General features: G+C 47.2%; 21 protein-coding genes. 18 read left to right on the top strand and 3 right to left on the bottom strand.

The genetic code is table 11. From position 1 onward, the window contains the following. Positions 1-130: 130 nt before the first annotated feature. From MKY75_RS14800 to lipB, 6 genes are all read left to right on the top strand, one after another. The gene (locus MKY75_RS14800) at positions 131-364 is read left to right on the top strand and encodes a hypothetical protein (RefSeq protein ID WP_340885754.1); all 234 of its coding nucleotides are present in this window, start codon (positions 131-133) and stop codon (positions 362-364) included. A 126-nt stretch (positions 365-490) separates the two neighbouring features. Beyond that, positions 491-1912 carry a dihydrolipoyl dehydrogenase gene (gene lpdA / locus MKY75_RS14795; RefSeq protein ID WP_069012719.1) on the top strand — a complete coding sequence of 474 codons (1422 nt, stop codon included), beginning with the start codon at positions 491-493 and terminating at the stop codon, positions 1910-1912. A gap of 140 nt (positions 1913-2052) precedes the next feature. Next, positions 2053-3081, top strand: coding sequence for a thiamine pyrophosphate-dependent dehydrogenase E1 component subunit alpha (locus tag MKY75_RS14790; RefSeq protein WP_029517281.1), 1029 nt, complete (start codon positions 2053-2055; stop codon positions 3079-3081). Positions 3082-3083: 2 nt separating this feature from the next. Further along, positions 3084-4070 (top strand): alpha-ketoacid dehydrogenase subunit beta, encoded by a 987-nt coding sequence (locus MKY75_RS14785; RefSeq protein WP_029517282.1) that lies wholly within the window; start codon positions 3084-3086, stop codon positions 4068-4070. An 88-nt stretch (positions 4071-4158) separates the two neighbouring features. Next, a complete protein-coding gene (locus MKY75_RS14780; protein WP_340885753.1) occupies positions 4159-5550 on the top strand; it encodes a dihydrolipoamide acetyltransferase family protein in 1392 nt (463 codons plus the stop codon). A gap of 45 nt (positions 5551-5595) precedes the next feature. After that, positions 5596-6294, top strand: coding sequence for a lipoyl(octanoyl) transferase LipB (lipB, locus tag MKY75_RS14775; protein WP_029517284.1), 699 nt, complete (start codon positions 5596-5598; stop codon positions 6292-6294). A gap of 120 nt (positions 6295-6414) precedes the next feature. Here the strand turns inward: lipB and prli42 are convergent, their stop codons facing one another. Continuing rightward, entirely contained in the window at positions 6415-6519 is a 105-nt protein-coding gene (gene prli42 / locus MKY75_RS14770) for a stressosome-associated protein Prli42 (RefSeq protein WP_023989226.1), read from the bottom strand. A gap of 85 nt (positions 6520-6604) precedes the next feature. Here prli42 and MKY75_RS14765 point away from each other — a divergent pair, with 85 nt between their 5' ends. Then, positions 6605-7738 carry a tripeptidase T gene (locus MKY75_RS14765; RefSeq protein ID WP_029517285.1) on the top strand — a complete coding sequence of 378 codons (1134 nt, stop codon included), beginning with the start codon at positions 6605-6607 and terminating at the stop codon, positions 7736-7738. 71 nt (positions 7739-7809) lie between these two features. Here MKY75_RS14765 and mciZ read toward each other — a convergent pair whose 3' ends face one another. Next, complete coding sequence (gene mciZ / locus MKY75_RS14760) at positions 7810-7953, bottom strand: Z-ring formation inhibitor MciZ (RefSeq protein WP_080658620.1); 144 nt, start codon at positions 7951-7953, stop codon at positions 7810-7812. 125 nt (positions 7954-8078) lie between these two features. Here mciZ and MKY75_RS14755 point away from each other — a divergent pair, with 125 nt between their 5' ends. The 7 genes from MKY75_RS14755 to MKY75_RS14725 all read left to right on the top strand — a co-directional run bounded on the left by MKY75_RS14755 (position 8079) and on the right by MKY75_RS14725 (position 13689). Then, the gene (locus MKY75_RS14755; protein WP_029517286.1) at positions 8079-8690 is read left to right on the top strand and encodes an NUDIX domain-containing protein; all 612 of its coding nucleotides are present in this window, start codon (positions 8079-8081) and stop codon (positions 8688-8690) included. Between the two features lie 4 nt (positions 8691-8694). Beyond that, entirely contained in the window at positions 8695-9891 is a 1197-nt protein-coding gene (locus MKY75_RS14750) for an endonuclease Q family protein (RefSeq protein ID WP_029517287.1), read from the top strand. A 188-nt stretch (positions 9892-10079) separates the two neighbouring features. Next, positions 10080-10733, top strand: a complete 654-nt coding sequence (gene spoIIM, locus MKY75_RS14745) for a stage II sporulation protein M (RefSeq protein ID WP_029517288.1) — start codon at positions 10080-10082, stop codon at positions 10731-10733. A gap of 99 nt (positions 10734-10832) precedes the next feature. Next, positions 10833-11330: a ferric iron uptake transcriptional regulator gene (gene fur / locus MKY75_RS14740; RefSeq protein ID WP_013310789.1), complete on the top strand. Its 498-nt coding sequence runs from the start codon at positions 10833-10835 to the stop codon at positions 11328-11330. A gap of 166 nt (positions 11331-11496) precedes the next feature. Continuing rightward, entirely contained in the window at positions 11497-11739 is a 243-nt protein-coding gene (locus tag MKY75_RS14735) for a YqzK family protein (RefSeq protein ID WP_029517289.1), read from the top strand. 108 nt (positions 11740-11847) lie between these two features. Further along, positions 11848-12792 carry a site-specific tyrosine recombinase XerD gene (xerD, locus tag MKY75_RS14730; RefSeq protein ID WP_029517290.1) on the top strand — a complete coding sequence of 315 codons (945 nt, stop codon included), beginning with the start codon at positions 11848-11850 and terminating at the stop codon, positions 12790-12792. A gap of 72 nt (positions 12793-12864) precedes the next feature. Beyond that, positions 12865-13689 carry a purine-nucleoside phosphorylase gene (locus tag MKY75_RS14725; protein WP_340885751.1) on the top strand — a complete coding sequence of 275 codons (825 nt, stop codon included), beginning with the start codon at positions 12865-12867 and terminating at the stop codon, positions 13687-13689. 124 nt (positions 13690-13813) lie between these two features. Here the strand turns inward: MKY75_RS14725 and MKY75_RS14720 are convergent, their stop codons facing one another. Next, positions 13814-15025 carry an O-antigen ligase family protein gene (locus MKY75_RS14720; protein WP_029517291.1) on the bottom strand — a complete coding sequence of 404 codons (1212 nt, stop codon included), beginning with the start codon at positions 15023-15025 and terminating at the stop codon, positions 13814-13816. 203 nt (positions 15026-15228) lie between these two features. Here MKY75_RS14720 and MKY75_RS14715 point away from each other — a divergent pair, with 203 nt between their 5' ends. The 4 genes from MKY75_RS14715 to spoIIAB all read left to right on the top strand — a co-directional run bounded on the left by MKY75_RS14715 (position 15229) and on the right by spoIIAB (position 19185). Continuing rightward, positions 15229-16875 carry a glycosyl hydrolase family 28-related protein gene (locus MKY75_RS14715; RefSeq protein ID WP_029517292.1) on the top strand — a complete coding sequence of 549 codons (1647 nt, stop codon included), beginning with the start codon at positions 15229-15231 and terminating at the stop codon, positions 16873-16875. 214 nt (positions 16876-17089) lie between these two features. After that, positions 17090-18283, top strand: coding sequence for a D-alanyl-D-alanine carboxypeptidase family protein (locus MKY75_RS14710; protein ID WP_029517293.1), 1194 nt, complete (start codon positions 17090-17092; stop codon positions 18281-18283). A 96-nt stretch (positions 18284-18379) separates the two neighbouring features. Next, positions 18380-18733: an anti-sigma F factor antagonist gene (gene spoIIAA / locus MKY75_RS14705; RefSeq protein WP_013310782.1), complete on the top strand. Its 354-nt coding sequence runs from the start codon at positions 18380-18382 to the stop codon at positions 18731-18733. Beyond that, positions 18730-19185 (top strand): anti-sigma F factor, encoded by a 456-nt coding sequence (gene spoIIAB / locus MKY75_RS14700; protein ID WP_029517294.1) that lies wholly within the window; start codon positions 18730-18732, stop codon positions 19183-19185. Before spoIIAA ends, spoIIAB begins: the two co-directional genes overlap by 4 nt. Positions 19186-19189: the final 4 nt, after the last annotated feature.

The following is a 19189-nucleotide window of genomic DNA, read 5'->3' as shown; positions in this document are numbered from 1 at the left end:
ATAACCAGCCGTATACAGACTAGAGAAAATATATTGATTTTCGACATGTTTTTGTATGTCCATTCCTAAAACGTAAATGTGGTCGTCATTGCTCTGCCGCCGCGGGCATGATATGGTGAAGCGTAGTGGAATGAAGGGAAGAGTGAAAGGCATGGACGAAAAAAATACGGATTATAGTGCCAAAAAAGGAGCATTACTGGAGCAAGGACTGATCAGCCCGCAAGCTCTAGAACTCATCACTGAGCTGGAGACAGATCTGAACTTTCTGCGCAAGCAAAATGAATCATTTCGCAAGGCGCTGCGAGCCAAATCAGCACAAAGTTCAAGGATGTCTACCAAATTACGAGATGCGCTGTATGAATGATATGGAAAGAGATCTGGATTAAATGGTTAACTTTTTTGTAGCCTATGCCTAAACGCTATATTTTGTACAGTGAAATAAAGAGAGTACAATAAGCTATATATAATCAATTGTTAATGGAGGAGAAACATGACTATACATTGTGATGTCGCTATTTTGGGTGGAGGAACCGGGGGGTATGTAGCAGCTATTCGTGCCGCCCAGCTTGGCAAAGAAGTGGTTATCATCGAAAAGGACAAGCTTGGCGGAACCTGTCTGCACCGTGGTTGCATTCCGAGTAAGGCCTTGCTGCGCAGTGCGGAAGTATATGCGACAATTAAGGAAAGTGCACAATACGGTATTGAGACATCGGGAGCACAGCTTGTATTTCCCAAGGTTCAGGAGCGTAAGGAAGCCGTTGTGGAGCAGTTGCATCAGGGCGTTCAATTTTTGATGCGTAAAAATAAAATTACGGTGCTGAGCGGTAAGGGACGCGTGATTGGGCCGTCTATATTTTCTCCAAAAAGCGGGGCAGTTGCTGTGGAATTAGAAGATGGCGAGATGGAGACGATTGTTCCTGCACATCTCATTATTGCAACGGGATCACGCCCGCGTGTGCTGTCCGGGCTAGAGCCAGATGGCGAATTTATTCTGAGCAGTGACGAAGCGTTAACGATGGAGGAGCTACCCGCATCCCTGATTATCGTGGGCGGTGGTGTGATTGGCGTGGAGTGGGCTTCCATGCTAAATGATTTTGGCGTAGAGGTTACGGTGGTTGAAGCCGCGAATCGCCTCATCCCCACGGAAGACGAAGACGTTTCGCGTGAAATGCAGCGCTTGTTAACCAAGCGTGGTGTCAAGGTGCTGACGGGTTCACAAGTGCTGGCTAAAACATACGGCAAAGATGAGGAAGGCGTACAGATTGACGTGCAAAAAGGGGAAGAAACCGAAACCCTCAGCGCTTCCAAATTGCTCATTTCTGTAGGGCGTCAGGCCAATGTGGAAAATATCGGGCTGGAAAATACGGATATCCGCGTAGAGCATGGCTTTATCTCGGTTAATGAGCATTTGCAGACGAATGAGCCACATATTTACGCCATTGGAGATTGTATCGGCGGCTTACAACTGGCGCATGCGGCAAGCCATGAAGGTTTGCAGGCGGTTCATCATCTGGCGGGCGAAGAGTTTCACAGTGTACCTAACCATCTGATTCCGCGGTGTATTTATACACGGCCTGAAGCCGCGAGTGTCGGCTTAACGGAGCAAGAAGCCCGTGAGCGTGGACATCAGGTGAAGACAGGGAAATTTCCTTTTCAAGCTATCGGAAAATCGCTAGTATACGGCAGTCGGGACGGCTTCGTCAAAGTAGTGGCCGACGAGAAGACCCATGATATTCTCGGTGTACATATGATCGGTACGCATGTGACGGATCTGATCAGCGAGGCCGCTCTTGCGCAACTGCTGGATGCTACGCCGTGGGAAGTCGGACAGCTTATTCACCCGCATCCGACGTTGTCGGAGATTTTGGGAGAAGCGATGTTGGCCGTTGATGGACAGGCGATTGGCATATAGACCTTTCAAATAAATCGGTGCTTTTCTTTTTGGGCAGAAAAGGATTATAATGGGGTTAGCCAGAGTTTAGTACCAGGTTTTAAGACAAGATGGTACTAGGTACTGGAAGTAGGATGTTTGACACTTAAGGAGGTGCCTCAATGAGTTCTAAAGGCGCTGTAGACGCTGGCTTCAGACATGAGCAGCTGGGACTTACTCACGGACAAGTTATTGATATGTACAGATATATGTTGCTCGCAAGAAGATTTGACGAGCGCAACATGCTCCTGCAACGGGCAGGGAAAATTAATTTCCACGTTTCTGGCATTGGACAGGAGGCGGCACAAGTAGGTGCAGCTTTCGGCCTTGACCGGGAAAAGGACTATTTTCTTCCCTATTATCGGGATTATGGATTCGTGCTTGCGGTAGGAATGACGCCGCGCGAACTGATGCTGTCGGCATTTGCTAAGGCAGATGATCCCAATAGCGGTGGTCGCCAGATGCCAGGTCATTTTGGTAGTAAACGGCTACGTATTGTGACAGGCTCCAGCCCAGTAACGACACAGGTTCCGCATGCAGTGGGTGTAGCTTTGGCTGCCAAAATGCAGAAAAAGGATTTTGTATCATTTGTTACGTTTGGGGAAGGCTCCAGCAATCAGGGAGATTTTCACGAGGGCTGTAACTTTGCTGGTGTACAGAAGCTGCCAGTCATCATTATGTGCGAGAACAATCAATATGCGATATCGGTTCCGATTCATAAACAGTTGGCAGGCAAGGTAAGCGACCGTGCATTGGGATATGGATTCCCAGGGATTCGAGTCGATGGTAATGATGCGTTGGCCGTATATGCGGCGGTGAAAGAAGCACGGGAACGTGCTGTCCGTGGTGAAGGTCCTACGTTGATCGAAGCCATGATGTACCGTCTGTCTCCTCACTCCACCTCGGATAATGATCTGGCTTACCGAACCAAGGAGGAAGTGGATGAGAATTGGGCCAAGGATGGCGTAGCCCGTATGAAAAGCTACTTGATTGAATGCGGCATTTGGGATGAGGCCAAGGATGCGGATCTGTCGGCTGAGCTGCTGCTCGAAATCAAGGAAGCGATTGAATATGCAGATAATGCGCCTTTTCCAAAGCCCGAAGATACGCTGCTGCATGTGTATGCAGATAGCGATGGGGAGGGCCTGTAACGATGGCGATTATGGAATATATTGATGCGATTCGTCTTGCGATGAAAGAAGAGATGGAGCAGGATGAAACAGTTTTTGTATTAGGTGAGGATGTCGGGGTGAAGGGCGGTGTCTTTACAACGACAAAGGGGCTGATGGACCAATTCGGTGAGCAACGTGTCATGGATACGCCATTGGCTGAGTCGGCTATTGCCGGGGTAGCGATTGGTGCAGCCATGTACGGAATGAAGCCGATTGCTGAAATGCAATATTCGGACTTCATGCTTCCGGCGACGAATCAGATTATTAGTGAAGCAGCTAAAATCCGCTACCGCTCTAACAACGATTGGAACTGTCCTGTTGTAATTCGCGCACCAATCGGTGGAGGGATCTTTGGCGGTTTGTATCACTCTCAGTGTCCAGAATCTATCTTTTTTGGTACGCCGGGTTTGAAAATTGTTGCTCCATTTACACCTTATGACGCAAAAGGATTGCTGAAAGCAGCCATTCGTGACCCTGATCCAGTGCTATTTTTTGAAAATAAAAAATCCTACAAGCTGATCAAGGGCGAAGTGCCTGAGGATGATTATATCGTTCCGATTGGCAAGGCTAATCTATTACGTGAGGGTGACGATATTACGGTCATCGGTTATAGCCAGCCTTTGCATTTTGTCATGCAGGCTGCTGAGGAATTGGAGAAGGAAGAGGGCATTACTGCACAGGTTGTGGATTTACGCACACTCCAACCGCTGGACCGCGAAGCCATTGTTGAGGCTGCACGACATACGGGTAAAGTATTAATCGTGCATGAGGACAACAAAACGGGCGGCATCGGTGCCGAGGTATCGGCTATTATTAATGAGGAATGTCTGTTCGAGCTGGATGCACCGATTGAGCGCCTATGTGCTCCTGATGTACCAGCTATGCCGATCAGTCCACCGATGGAGAAGTTTTATATGTTAAACAAGGATAAAGTGAAGGAAGCCATGCGCCGTCTTGCAATGTATTAATATAGGGCAGATTGGACGAAAGCATTCCAAAAGTGTAGCGGGGGTAGCGGTAAAACGCGCCCTCCTATGATGTTAAGGAGTTGAAAAAATGTCAGACCAAACACAATGGAACGACGTGACCATGCCACAACTGGCAGAATCGCTCGTATCGGCGACAATTGCCAAATGGCTCAAACAACCTGGGGAAACGGTAGAGCAATTCGAGCCGATTTGCGAGGTTATTACAGATAAAGTGAATGCAGAAATCCCATCCACATTGGACGGCATTATGGGTGATCTGTTGGCAGAGGAAGGTCAGACAGTAGCGGTAGGCGAGTTAATTTGCCGTATTCAGACGAAGTCGGCTGCACCTGCAGTGGCATCAGGGGCGACACCTGTTGCACCAGCATCTCAAAGCACCGTACAAACACAAACTCAGCAGAGTGCTGGATCGGATCAGTCCATGAGAGGACGGTTTTCCCCAGCGGTGCAAACCCTGGCTGCTGAGCATAATGTGGACTTAAGCCAAGTACCAGGCACGGGCATGGGGGGACGAATTACCCGCAAAGACGTGCTGAATTATGTGCAGCAGGGCAGTTCCGCTGCCACTGGAGCATCTGGACAGCCGACTGTGACGGCAACAGGACAAGGCTCTCCTTTTGCAGGAAGACAGCAGTCTGCCCCTCAGTACAGTACACCGATTCAAAATATGGACCCTGCTATTCCGGTTCGTAACAGTGGGATTCATTTGACGGAGGCTCCAAAAGCTCCTGTGATCGAAGTTGAGGGTGGCAACAATAACAGATCCGAGTATTTTATTGATGTTACACCCATTCGCAGTGCAATTGCTCGCAATATGCGACAAAGCGTTTCGGAAATTCCACATGCATGGACGACGATTGAGGTGGATGTGACCAATCTGGTGATGCTCCGCAACAAGATTAAAAACGAATTTAAGCAAAAAGAAGGAATTAATATTACGTATCTGGCTTTCCTCATGAAAGCAGTCGTGAATGCAATCAAGGAATATCCGATTATGAATTCGGTCTGGGCAGTGGATAAAATTATCGTCAAAAGAGACATCAATATTTCGCTAGCCGTGGGTACAGAGGACTCCGTTCTTACCCCTGTTATTAAAAAAGCGGATCAGAAAAATATTGCTGGATTAGCTCGTGAAATTGACGATTTGGCACGTAAAACCCGGGAAGGCACGCTCAAATTGGACGACATGCAAGGCGGAACGTTCACTGTAAACAACACAGGCTCCTTTGGTTCCATTTTATCTTATCCGGTGATTAACTATCCGCAGGCTGCAATTCTTACCTTTGAATCCATTGTCAAAAGACCCGTGGTTATCGATGATATGATTGCAGTTCGCTCAATGGCTAATTTGTGCTTGTCGCTGGATCATCGTATTTTGGATGGAGTGATCTGTGGACGATTCTTGCAACGGGTTAAAGAAAATCTTGAAGGCTACACTTTGGATACGAAGCTGTACTAATCATCCGAACAGTTGAGGAAATGTACGGAGAGGAAGTGACAGGCCGTGAACAGACGACCGCTTGATGTAACCTATACGAATAGGATGGAATATGCCCATGCATGGGATGTCCAGAAGGAGATTGTGGGAAAGCTGGATGCGGGAGAGGCAAGAGAAACGCTTATGCTTCTCCAGCATCCACCGACCTACACGATTGGCTCTCAGCGGCATCCTGAGCATTTGCTCCTCACACCAGAGCAACTGAAGGAGCAGGGAATCAGCGTCTTTCAGATTGACCGTGGGGGAGACATTACATATCATGGGCCGGGGCAGCTTGTCGGATATCCTCTACTTATGCTCGGCAACCGGGAGGCGCTGAATCTGCATGGATACCTTCGAAGTCTGGAGGAAGTGATCATTCGGTTGTTGGCATCTTATGGGGTTGAGGGAAGTCGTAAGCCTGAATATACGGGGGTATGGATCGGGAATCTTAAAATTGCGGCCATTGGTGTCAAATTCAACAAGTGTAAGCACCGCCGGGGCTTCGTAACCAGCCATGGCTTTGCCTTTAACATCAAATCAGGGATACAGCATGAGGGCTTTGAGGGCATTGTCCCGTGCGGAATTCAGGAATACGGTGTGACATCATTGGAGGACTGCATACAGAAGCCTACGTCGGTGGAGCAGATTGCGAAGGAAATTGTACCGTACTTTGAACAGCAATTTTCATTTGCTGCGCAATGGCAAACGCATTCTTTCCAATAAAGGTAAGGCGGGCTATTGTGTATTTACACGGGAGCCCGCCTGTTTGCTTTACGTAACAGCTCGTCCACTCAAGGCTTCATAATGCCTTAGAGCAGCCGGATACCTTGAGCGGTATAGTTATTATAGTGGCATAATAAACGGCTCAATTACCATGAACAGTGTAGAACCAATCATAGCTGCGAGCATAATGTAGACGAAAAAACGAACCCATTTTTTGTTCGACATGTGTAACTCCTTTAGGATAGGTTTAAGTCATAGATAAGAACATCTATCCGTATTGTAGCGTAATCGGGAAAGAGAGGAAAGTTTAATGACAGTAAAAGTAGTAAAAGACCGAATCGTACAGGAATTTATGGAACTCGTACAGGTGGATAGCGAAACGAGAAATGAGCAGGAAATATCACGCGTCCTAAAAGAAAAGTTTAATGCTCTCGGGCTGGAAGTAATGGAAGACGATTCTCGTGAAAGAACTGGACATGGTTCAGGCAATCTGATCGTCACCTGGAAAGCGGAAGGTGTAGAGCAAGCACCCAAATTATTTTTTACCTGCCACATGGATACCGTTACTCCGGGTAAAGGCATTAAGCCGCAGTTGGGTGAGGATGGCTGGATTCGTAGTGACGGTTCAACGATTCTGGGGTCTGACGACAAGGCGGGAATTGCTGCTTTGTTCGAGGCGATTCGTGTCGTGCGTGAACAGAATATTCCCCATGGTCAAATCCAGTTCGTGATTACGGCTGGCGAGGAATCTGGTTTGATGGGGGCACGTGCGATGAAGCCAGACGTGCTAGATTCTGATTTCGGATATGCTTTGGATTCGAATGGTGAGGTCGGCTCTATTTGTATAGCTGCCCCCACGCAGGCACGTATTGAAATGAAGATTACTGGGAAGTCCGCTCATGCGGGGGTAAATCCCGAAGATGGCATTAGTGCCATTCAGGTCGCTTCTAAAGCAATTTCTAAAATGAAACTAGGACGGATTGATAAGGAAACGACCGCTAACATCGGCAGTTTTGAGGGCGGCGGCGCGACGAATGTGGTATGCGATTTTGTGTTGATCCGTGCAGAGGCACGTAGTATTGTGCAGGAAAAGGTTAATCATCAAATTCAGCATATGCGTGAAGCGCTGGAAACCACCGCACGCGAATTTGGTGCACAGGGAGAGTTCCGCAGTGAAGTCATCTATCCGGCATTCAGCTTTACGGAGCATGATGAAGTTGTACAGGTTGCACAACGTGCAATTCAAGGACTGGGACTGGCAACGCCAACCTTTCATTCCGGTGGTGGCTCAGATGCAAATGTGTTCAACGGGCTTGGAATTCCGACGGTGAATTTGGCTGTGGGCTATCAGAACATCCATACAACAGAGGAAAAGATCAAGGCCGATGACCTGGTGAAGGTTGCTGAAGTTGTCGTAGCTCTGATTCAAGAAACCACAAAATAAACTTGTATCATACACTTGCAATATATTGAAAAAAGGTTCAGGTTAAAGACAGGAACAGTGTTCCTTCGTCTTTAGACCTGAACCTTTTTTGGAACAACTAGCGAAGCGATAGTGGCTGTAGGTCCGTGTTCCTTTTGCCATTGGCGCAAGAGTGCTTGAATCTGCCAAGCTTTACCAACGATATGGAGGGTGCTTTCAGTACGGTAGCTTTTCATTTCTGCATCTCCTCATGACAGGAAGTTTGTTATTCTACCACCAGCTTATGTACAAAGTGGACAAGTTAGACTAACTTTGGTGATAATTAATAAAGAAAGATAGATATGAAGGAGGAAACTTACTGATGAACGAGCAAACGAATGGACAATTGAACAATTCAACAAACGATGCACCTCGCAAGCCTTATTCGAATCCTGCGCTAGACGAAAAGACCGTGTCCACACAGCCTATCTTTGAGGGAAAGGTTATTACATTACAGGTGGACACGGTAGAGCTTCCCGACGGCTCCACTGGAAAGCGTGAGATCGTAAAGCATCCAGGTGCGGTGGCTGTTTTGGCTCTACATGAAGGGAAAATGCTGGTCGTGGACCAGTACAGACAGGCGATGGGGCGCTGTGAGGTGGAAATTCCTGCAGGTAAGCTGGAGCGGGGTGAAGACCCGATGGAAGCAGCGGGACGTGAGCTGAGAGAAGAGACAGGTTATACTGCCAAGTCGTTGAAGCTGCTGCATTCCTTTTATACCTCTCCTGGGTTTGCGGATGAAATCATTCATCTGTATGTGGCCGAAGAGCTGGAGTTAGGTGAGATGGAACCGGATGAGGATGAATTTCTGGAGCTGTTTGAGGTGACGCTGGAAGAAGCACAGACGCTCATTCGTGAAGGACGGATTAGTGATGCCAAAACGATTCTGGCCGTCTATGCATGGCAACTCCGCCAACTTACAGGGAGCTTCTAAGCGTATGGATGAAAATATAGTAGAACTTAACGACTACTTTGCAGACTTGCATATTCATATTGGCAGGACAGAGAAGGGAAATCCGGTCAAAATTAGTGGCAGTCGCGATCTGACCTTTGCCAACATAGCTAAGGAAGCCTCCGGTCGCAAAGGAATTGGGCTGATCGGTATCATTGACTGCCATGCACCTAATGTACAGGAGGATATTCGTACCTATTTACATACGGGTGAAATGAAGGAAATCAGCGGCGGCGGTATCGCATACCAGGATACGGTTATTCTCCTTGGCACGGAGCTGGAAATACGTGCTGAAGGTCGCCCTGAGGCGCACGTACTGGCCTACTTTCCAGATCTGGCGGCGATGGAGGATTTTACCCAATGGCTGGCCCGGCATATGAAAAATGTTAATCTCAGCTCACAACGAATCTATGCACCGCCACGCGAGTTGCAGCAGCAAATTTACGGACGTGGAGGCATTATGGTGCCAGCGCACGTGTTTACTCCTCATAAGGGCATATACGGCAGTTCAGCGGCCCGTATGGAGGAACTGCTGGATATGGAGCTCATTAGTGGGGTGGAGCTGGGACTGAGCGCAGATTCGTCTATGGCCGGTTTAATTTCGGAACTGGATCGCTTCAGCTTTCTCACGAATTCAGATGCCCATTCACTCGGGAAAATCGGACGAGAATACAATAAATTATCACTGGCGAAGCCGTGTTTTGATGAATTCAGAATGGCTTTGGAGCGGCGGGAAGGACGACGGGTGCGTGCCAACTACGGATTAAATCCAAAACTGGGCAAATACCATCGCTCTTACTGTCAAAGCTGCGGTACGATTATTGACGAGCAACAGATGGCGGATGAACGCTGTCCTGACTGTGGTCATACCAAGCTGGTGCGAGGAGTGCTGGATCGAATATGGAGCATTGCCGACCGTGAGCAACCCATGATTCCCTCCCATCGTCCGCCGTACATTTACCAGATTCCACTGGAATTTATTCCAGGTCTGGGCAAAGCCAAGCTGAACCAGCTATTGGCTGCATTTGGAACAGAAATGAATATTTTACATGAGGTTACACAGGAGGAGTTAGCAGCAGTCGTCGGAAAAGTGCTGGCAGAGCAAATTGTGCTTTCACGCGAGGGGCGACTGTCGCTTGTATCCGGTGGTGGTGGAACATACGGCAAAATAGCTAAGTCCTAGTAAAGTCTTGTCCCTCTAAAGGCATATCAGCGTCTGCTTGTTCATAACCATAAATTATCTATGCCGCTGGCTTGGCACATCATTCGTGATGTTTGATCCGCAGCGAAAGCTGCCCCATTTCTAGCCATCAGCCGTCGGATTACGGTTGTTTTTTGGACAAACAAGCAGATGAAAGGGGCAGGACGCCGATGCAATGGTTTCGTCATACGTTAAAGGATCAGACGCCATATTATGTGTTCTTGGCTGTGCTGTTTCTGGTGGGAGTCGTCTTTGGCGCACTTATGGTAAACGCACTCTCGCTGGAGCAGTTACAGGATTTGTCCCGTTACCTGAAGGATTTTTTTGTAACGGTCAATCAAAACGAACAGGGATTCGCTGATTCGCAGGCGGCTTCGACCTTTTGGGATAGCGTATCTTTACATCTGAAATGGGTCGGCCTAATTTGGGTGTGTGGCCTTTCGGTTATTGGTCTACCGGGTATTCTTGTATTGAATTTCCTCAAGGGTGTGCTAATCGGATTTTCAGTAGGTTATCTGGTGGGGCAATATTCGTGGAAAGGACTGCTATTTTCTTTGGTTTCAGTTGCTCCCCATAACCTGCTCGTGATTCCGGTACTGCTCGTCTGCAGCGTGGCTGCGATGACTTTTTCCATCCATATGATCAAAACCAAAATACTCGCTACCCGGCCGTCAGACGGAATGCTGCGTCCGTTGCTGTCTTACGCAGGGTTGACTGCTGTGATGATCGTGCTTCTTATTGGTAGCGCGTCCTTTGAAACTTGGATCACCCCGGTTATGATGCAATGGGTCACTCCTATGCTGACAGCTTCCGTGTCATCTTGATCCGTTTCAAAATGTTTGACTTTATTTGTATAGACCCCCTATAATAATAGGAGTGAAAAAAGTGCAGTAGGCAGTAGCTTTGCAGGGGGAGGGAGACACATGGAAGCACGGATCGAAAAAATTAAGCAGCAGCTGCAATCCCAGGGCTACAAACTAACGCCTCAGCGGGAAGCCACCGTCAGAGTTTTACTTGAGAACGAAGATGATCATCTGAGTGCGGAAGATGTATTTATGCTCGTCAAAGAGAAAGCTCCCGAAATCGGTCTGGCAACCGTATACCGTACCCTAGAACTGCTAAGTGAACTGCATGTCGTGGAGAAAATTAATTTTGGTGATGGCGTTGCGCGTTATGATTTGCGCGGCGATACAACCAAACATCACCATCACCATTTGATATGTGTGCAGTGTGGCAGTGTAGATGAAATACTGGAAGATTGGCTTGGACCATTGGAGGAGCGCTTGGAACGGGAATATAACTTTACCGTAGTGGACCATCGTTTGGACTTCCACGGTATTTGTTATCGTTGTAAGGCGAAGAACGATACGACCGCTCAGAAATCTTTGGGCAAATCCAGAAAAAACAAATCTCAGGACTAAAAGCTGACTACCCAAGCTCTCACCGACGAAGATGCGTTCGGGAGAGCTTTTTTGGTTCGGAGCCTGTTGTTCGGGATTAAGCGGTATAAAAAGGAATAGCTTGTCATACCCTTCCATAGAGAGTCCTAATTAGGACCATATTCTGGGGAAAAGGCGGCTGATCCACATGGTACTATCGTTGCGGAGAGGACTAAAATGGCTACGTTTGGTAATCTTGTTCGGGGCGCTGGCATGTATGTTCTTTTTTAGCCTCAGGCTGTTTACAGATTGGATAACACCTGTAGATCATTACCGAATACCGGAAGGACATGCAGTGAAGGTATTTGGCGGACAAAAAGTAAATGAAGGGTCCGAGCATCGAATAGCAGTGTTGGAACGTTTACGTTTCTTTTACTGGTATGGTGAATAGTCTAAGTAATCGGTCTTGATGAGCTTATGAAATGATGAAGGTAGCACACGAAGAAGCAGGCGCTGAGACTGAACCGCTGTATGCAGAACAAGGAGACTTTTGGAACTCATGAAAATGTACATTCAACCTTTCGTTCAATTTATGGAAGAGGAAAAGGGTTTGTCGCGCAGCACTTTGGAAGCGTATCAACGAGACGTACAGCAGTTTGTCGAGTTCGCAGAAAGCTGTGGTATTGAGCAGCCGGATAATGTCCAACGGTCACATCTGGTACTGTATTTGGGCCATTTGAAGGAACAGGGAAAGGCTGCGGCGACAATATCACGTAGCGTCGCCTCCATTCGCTCCTTTTTTCATTTTCTTATTCGGGAGGGAATTACGATCCATGATCCGTCTGTTCTGCTGGAGCTGCCCAAAGCGACTAAAAAGAAGCCCTCGGTGCTAACGCAGGATGAGATAGAGCGTTTGCTGGCCGCGCCAGATGTGACTGCCCCGCAAGGGGTGCGAGACAAGGCGATGCTGGAGTTGCTGTATGCGACGGGCATTCGCGTATCAGAGCTGATTGCCTTAAACGTGCGTGACGTGCGCACCGATCTGCGCTTTGTGCACTGTGGCGGCGAGGCAGGCAAGGAGCGTGTTGTACCGATCAGCCGTGAGGCATCACAGTGGGCACAAGCCTATATGGACGAGCAGCGTCTATTATTGCTGAGATCCGGGCAGGGTGAAGAAGCTCAGGTAGAGCAGGATGCCATGTTCCTGAACGTATCTGGACAGCGTCTCAGTAGACAGGGCTTCTGGAAAATGATTAAGAAGTACGGCCAGGAAGCAGGCATAAGCGAGGATATCACGCCCCACACGCTGCGGCATTCCTTTGCGGTACATATGCTGGAGGGCGGAGCGGACTTACGCTCTGTACAGGAAATGCTGGGTCATGCTGATCTGTCAACGACGCAGGTATATGCGCAGACGGCCAGACGGAATATGAAGGAAGTATATGAAAAGCATCACCCGCACGGCGGCAACCGCACTTCTCATGAAAGCAAAGATCGAACATAACGATACTTTGGTTTCATAGAAAATGTGATAATGACTATAACTTTACGATTGTACAAGTCAGGAGAGATATTAATGTCAACAGCCAACCAAGCTACAATTCAGGAAGCAGCAGATTATATCCGCGCCAAGAGCGGAATACGTCCAGAGATTGGCCTTATTCTGGGATCGGGTCTCGGTATTCTGGCCGATTTAATTCAGGATGGAATTAGTATTCCTTATCAGGATATTCCCCATTTTCCTGTATCGACGGTAGAAGGTCATGAGGGTGAATTACTGTTAGGCACGATTGAAGGTCGCGCTGTCGTCATGATGAAAGGGCGCTTCCATATGTATGAGGGCTATGGCCCGCAGCTGACGGCTTTCCCAGTTCGGGTGATGAAGCAATTGGGGATTCAAAGTCTGCTGGTGACGAATGCAGCAGGTGGTGTAAATACTTCCTACGAAGCAGGCGATCTGATGGTCATCTCGGATCATCTTAATCTGACAGGACAAAATCCGCTGATTGGATCAAACGATGCCGGTCTGGGCGTTCGTTTTCCAGATATGTCGGAGGCGTACAGCCGCCGTTTGCGTGAAATTGCCAAGCAAACGGCTAACCAACAGGGCTTCAGCCTGCAGGAAGGTGTATATGCTGGATTGCTGGGACCTAACTATGAAACGCCTGCTGAAATCGTCATGCTGCGTACACTGGGTGCAGATGCAGTGGGTATGTCGACCGTATCTGAGGTTATTGTAGCCCGTCATGCAGGAATTGAGGTACTGGGCTTCTCTTGTATCACAAATATGGCCGCAGGCATTCTGGATCAGCCTTTGTCCCATGGTGAAGTGATGGAGACGGCAGAGAAGGTACGTGAGCAATTTTTAAAACTTGTGCTAGCGATTATTCCACAAATGTAGATTGGGGATCATGTTCAACCGAAGTGGTGGACATATATCCCAAGAGCCCCATATCCAAACGCCTTTTGATGGCGTGGGTATGGGGTTCTTTTTTACATACAGCGGTTGATTTGAGTAACATCTCCTAATGGAGAGGCTGTGTGCTCAATGCAGTTGAATTCGCTTTTTCTGCTACAGCCAGTGTATGTCGTTCTTGCACCTTGATCACAATAACCATAAAAATAATCCAGTAAATGGATAGCGAGTTCAGGAAACGGCTGTCCGTTATATTGTTCAATATGATAAACAGGAAAAAAACAGCTGCCGTCAGCCATGTATACATATCTGCTTTGCCAATTCTAAATTTAAATAAAGTGGTTATGGCGAGTGTAATGGTTGCCAGTAGTCCTGTAAGGCCCACATCGATCCACAGATCTCGGAAACCGCTATGGCTGCTTGTCAGATCAAAACGAATTCCATTCGCATAGATACTGGGCCGGGCTGCCCAGTAGGAGCCATAACCATGTCCGAACCAGTAATGGCTCTGAATCGCACCAGCAATCCCCTGCCAGATTTCCGTTCTTCCAGTTAAGGTCGTTGTCTTTCCGAATTCCGACGCAATCGCATCTCCATAAGTAAAAGTGAACACCAAACCCAAAAGAACGAGCAAGCAGGAACAGCTAATGAAGAAACCACGCAACGCAATGCTTCGGATTCTCTTGAATAGCAATATAAACAATATAAATACGAAGAACGAAGATGTCAGCATCAAAGAGGTGGTAGATTGGCACTTGATGAGCAATAAGGCATTGAGTAAGATGAAGCCAATATGCAAAACTTTATGTTTACCCCTGAAAAAGTAAATGACATGTGAAACAAAACCTAACAGAGAGAGAGTTCCGAGTGTATTCTTATGACCAGAGATGCCCTTCCATAGCCCAGTATGTTCCACGCCACCATGAATAGCAAAGGAGGGAACGAGCAAAACGGCGAGTAAATTGAGTATGCTCAAAATACTTAACGTAACGACTAAGAGACGAATGCAGCCCTGTATTGTATAATGGGTGGCCAAATAGAGCCCAAAGGTAGAGAAGGCAAGAAATTTGAGAACCATCAGCAAGGAAGAGGTCTGCTCTTGTTCAGCCCACAAACAGGAGGCAGCGATGTACAGCATGAGTAAAGTCAGCAACGGATTGTCGGCTAAGGTTGCGATCAATGATCTGAGTGAAGGTAGTAGCATGATATAGCTAAACAACAAGATGAGCAGGGAAATCGTGATAACTCTGGGAGACAAACCCTGACAAGCATAGGGAATCGAAAAAGCCAGTAAACCAGCTACTGTAAGTATATGTTTCACGGTTCCACCGCCTAGATACGTTATGTATCTATAATATACATAACGTATCTTCTTGTACAATAATAATAAAATATTTATTTTCATTTTTCCCACGCCTAGAGCAAGCCCTCTTGTGCATATACTCAGTCCATGCTAAGAAAATGAAGGATTCTTCGGCTGGTCAAAGAGGAACTTTTTACGTTTTTAAACATGGGGGTGTTCGGGTGGCGGATCATTTTTTTACAGACCGTTTGAAGTTGAATTTGAGTGGTACGGGCAAAGAGTTAACGCCGCAGCAATTAAATGAAAATTTTAAAACCATTGAAAAAGAATTCATTGAACGCAGTGTAAACGTAAGCTGGTTTGGAACTGCTGGTGATGGTATTCAGGATGATACGGCAGCTTTGCAGGAATTGATTAATAAGACCCCCGATTATTCTATTCTTCACATTCCCAGTGGACGATACAAAATAACCTCTACCCTACAGATTCGCAAGCAGGGTGTACGCATTTTTGGCATTCATAAGGGCAGATACCGACAAGGCAAAGGGGTTACGTCGATTGAATATTATGGTACGGGCCCTTGTTTTCAAATTGGAGATGAAAGTCTACCAACGTTTAGCGGATTTCAAAATGTGCAGTTTCATGACTTATCGATCCGGTACGAGGGGGCTGACAGAGCCACATTAAATAATCCGTTTTCGCAGTCGGTGAAGCGTGGATATTATGGTAAAGGTACTTTGGGTATTCAGGATTGGAAGGGCGGCGGAGTTGCCCTGGATAATGTCCTAATTGAGCATTTCGAAACGGCTTTTTGGGGCTACGAAAGTGATGTCAATTTATTTAAATGCACAGAGATTAATTACAATAAAACAGGGATTCACTTGCAGAATAGAAGTTCACAGTTTACTAGCATAGCGCTTTTTACATTGGGGAACGATACGGCATTGGATCTGAATAGCTCCAACGGGGCTAGATTTTTGGCTAGCCAGCACATTAAGGATGGAAGTTCCAATGATATTCCCATTCTCATTAATGATTTTATGAACGCTGAATTTATAGGCTGCTGGTTTGAGGGACTAAGCAGAGAGCATAAGATGACAGTACCTTCTTTTATTCAAATTGGTGCTACTAAAGAAACCAAAAATGTGGCATTGCGTGACTCCATTTTAGCGATAGCGGATAAATTCAATGATACCCAATCCGTATGTAACTATTTTGTAGATGTGGTCATTGGCAAAAAAGTTTTGGTGGACGAGGTGGGAGGGTATCCCCGTAATCTAAAAAAGCTTATTTCTTTCTCTGGTAGTTCTTCCACACAGCAGGTGACACTTCGCTCACATTTGGATTTTAACTATAACAATAATCGTTATGACGAGAATAATGGGACAGGGCAGGCTTTGCTGCTGGTCGAGAAATACTCGAACAACGGAATTGAGCATTTGGACGAAACCTTTGTTAAAGCCTACCTGGGAGCGAGACAAAATCTTCCGGCAGGTAGTTGGCAGAAGGTGAAGTTCAATCAAATCAACCAGGATGAGCTGATCGAATTCGATGCGGTGAATAGTCGATGGCGAGCCAAGCGAGCTGGGAAATACAGAATACAAGTCTACATTTCGACCGATCCCCAAGTTGATGGAAACCGTACACGGTTAGCACTTCACTTGAATGATGAGCAGCTTGCCGGGAGTTCCGCCTATGCTTATCTCGATGACAGGATAATTGGCGGACTGAACTATAGTGCATTGAGTGGAGCAATGGAACTTAGACTGGAAGCGAATTCTTTTATTGATATACGGGTGTTCAGTCAAAATGCAATGGATATTCTACCAGGTGGAGGTATCACATATCTCACCGTAAGCCGAATTTAAACAATTATTTCACAGACGATAGATGTTCTGTCATTTTAGATATTGGAAAATGCGCACCATGCTGACTCAGCTTGGTGCTATTTGATGTTTTTAGTCATATGGAATATTTTTCTTTCATTCTGACGACAATGGTTAGCAGCACAGCGAATAGGCCGGAGGAGTAAGTAAATAGGCTCCGGTGGTTTACGCCAATATGTTGAGGAGGGAACCGATTGTGAAGAAAAAAGTGGTGGCGTTCATCCTGGCTTGCCTGGTAGCCTTGACTGCCGTCCCTGTCGGCGGTTGGGCCGAAGAAAGCATACCTGATAGCAAAACCAAAGAGGGATCAGCGGCTGAGCTAGCTCCCCAGGCTCTCTCGGCGATCCTGATGGATGCAGATACGGGCACAGTCATCTATGAAAAAAACAGTCGTGAAAAGCTTCCTCCAGCGAGCATCACCAAGATTATGACGATGTTGCTAACAATGGAGGCCATTCAGGATGGCAAGCTTAAGCTGACCGATAAAGTTCGTGCCAGCGAATATGCATCTTCAATGGGGGGCTCGCAAATTTTCTTGGAGCCGGGAGAAGAAATGACGGTCGATGAGATGCTGAAGGGAATTGCGATGGCTTCAGGCAACGACGCCTCTGTGGCGATGGCTGAGAAACTTGCAGGGTCTGAGCAGGCATTTGTTGAGATGATGAACGCCAAGGTGCAGCAACTCGGGCTCAAGGATACGCATTTTGCCAATTGCAACGGTTTACCCGTAGAGAATCACTATTCTTCTGCGCATGATATTGCGGTTATGAGTCGGGAGTTGTTGAAATACCCGCAAATTACGAAATATACGGGAGCCTATCAGGACTATTTGCGTAAGTCCTCAGTCAAGCCCTTTTGGCTGGTGAATACGAATAAACTTGTCCGTTTCTATACTGGAGCAGACGGGCTGAAAACAGGCTATACGGCAGAAGCAAAGTTCTGTCTTTCCGCTACCGCGAAGCGTGATGGCTTGCGTGTCGTGGCTGTCGTGCTCGGGGAGCCAAATACGAAGATACGCAACAATGAAGTGTCTTCCATGTTCGACTATGCATTTTCTCAATATACAATGAAATCCATATACAAGCCGGGTGAATTGCTGGGCAGCGTAAAAGTTGAAAAAGGCGTGTTGCCAGAGCTGAAAATTCAGGCTGATCGTTCTTACAGTGTGCTGGTGAAAAAAGGTGGCAACAAACAAACGTTGCGTCATGAATTGCAACTGGCCCCAAGCCTCAAAGCTCCTGTCCGGGCTGGTGATCCAGTTGGTAAGCTGGTCGTCTATCAGGATGGACAACGGCTTAAGGAGTTTAATATCACTTCGCCTGTGGCTATCGAGAAGGCCGGATGGTGGAAATTGTTTAAACGTACCATGTCGAACCTATTTTCTTTGTAGATTTTACGGGGTTTTCTTCTAGTTTTGTCGGAGGGCAGGAATCGTCTGCGGCTACGTAGAAATCCTTGTCCAAGACCGGGAGGAGAGTGAGCAAGCATGAACCTGCAAATTGAAATGGAGCATCACCGGGGGGTACTGATTGTAAGGCTGTCTGGTGAGCTTGATCACCATACGTCGGACATGGTCCGTATGCAAATGGATGAGGCGATTCAGCGCCGGCAATGCGAGCATATTGTGCTCAGCCTGAAGAATCTTCAGTTTATGGATAGCTCCGGCCTTGGCGTTATCTTGGGACGGTACAAACTGATCAAGCAAAAGGGCGGAAAAATGGCAGTCTGTGATGTCAATCCGCCAGTACACCGACTGCTGGATATGTCAGGGCTGTTCAAAATCATGCCCATTTATGACAACGAGGGAAATGCGCTCACGGAACTGGAGGTAGTGTCATGAGAGAAGGCACGGGTAACAATTTCATGAGCTTGCAGTTTGCTGCAAAATCCGAGAATGAAGCATTTGCTCGTGTGGCTGTCGCGGCCTTTATTTCCAGGCTTGATCCCACAATGGATGAGCTAAGTGATTTGAAAACCGTGGTGTCTGAAGCGGTGACAAACAGTATCATTCACGGCTATGACAGCGACCCGTCAGGTGTCGTAACGATTAGAGTCGGGATTGAAGCGGACGTGATCACGTTGGTTGTTGAGGACGCAGGCCGAGGAATTGAGGATCTAGAACTCGCCAAGCAGCCTTTATATACGTCCAAACCTGAATTGGAACGCTCCGGCATGGGCTTTACAATTATGGAAAATTTCATGGATGAGTTTGAAGCAGTCAGTGAGCCGGGCGGAGGCACGTCGGTCCGGATGAAGAAAAGGATTGAATCCAAGAAAGCTTTATATAATTAGGAGT

This window comes from Paenibacillus sp. FSL L8-0663 (genome assembly GCF_038008125.1).
Lineage (GTDB): Bacteria > Bacillota > Bacilli > Paenibacillales > Paenibacillaceae > Paenibacillus > Paenibacillus polymyxa_D.
Note: the sequence above shows the minus strand (reverse complement) of the source record. Positions and strands in the feature narration are given on the sequence as shown.